General features: G+C 64.1%; 1 protein-coding gene. It reads left to right on the plus strand.

The annotated features are described in order from the left end of the window. On the plus strand, window positions 1-363 hold a 363-nt coding region (locus tag AC0L2C_RS34150; protein WP_473525529.1), incomplete at its 5' end, for a prolyl oligopeptidase family serine peptidase. Window positions 364-710: the final 347 nt, after the last annotated feature.

The following is a 710-nucleotide window of genomic DNA, read 5'->3' on the forward strand; positions in this document are numbered from 1 at the left end:
TGGATCGACGAATATGGCGATCCCGACAAGGCTGACGATTGGGCTTTCCTGAAGGAAATCTCCGCCTATCACGCCGCGACGCCCGGACAGCCCTATCCGCCTATCCTGCTCGCGACCACGAAGCGGGACGACCGCGTCCATCCGGGCCACGCGCGCAAGATGGCGGCAAAGCTGCAGGCCCTTGGCTATCCCGCGTACTTCTACGAGCCCGGCGCGGGCGGCCACGGCTACGGCAAGGACAATCGGGAGCGCGCTGCATTCATCAGTCTTGGCATCCACTTCCTTCGCAGCGCGATCGGCTGGCACGCCGATAGCTTTCATAGACGACCGGGAGCTAGAGAAAGGCGGGCGTCGAATGAGTGAGTAGAGGTCGAGGACTGCGACAAGGTGCAAATAATGCGAGCACGGTTTGCGCAAATGCGCGCCCCGCACGCTGTCGATATCAATCAATACTGCAGGACTATTGCAGTCTACCATTTCTGAAGAGCAAGGAGAAATATCATGGCAACAAATCGAGTGAAGGTGGCGCGGGGAGTAACAGCGGCCGTCGTCTTGATGCTGCTGGCACAGCCGGCTATCGCGACTCCAAAAGCCCCCTGCGCCTCTCCGCCTCCCCCTCCGCCTCCCCCCGGCCCCGGCCCCGCGGCCGCCCCAATCGAGGGGGCAAGCGCGGGGGGGGTGCCCCGGCGCCGCCCCGGGGGGCTAGTGGG

Source organism: Mesorhizobium sp. WSM4845 (assembly GCF_055811455.1).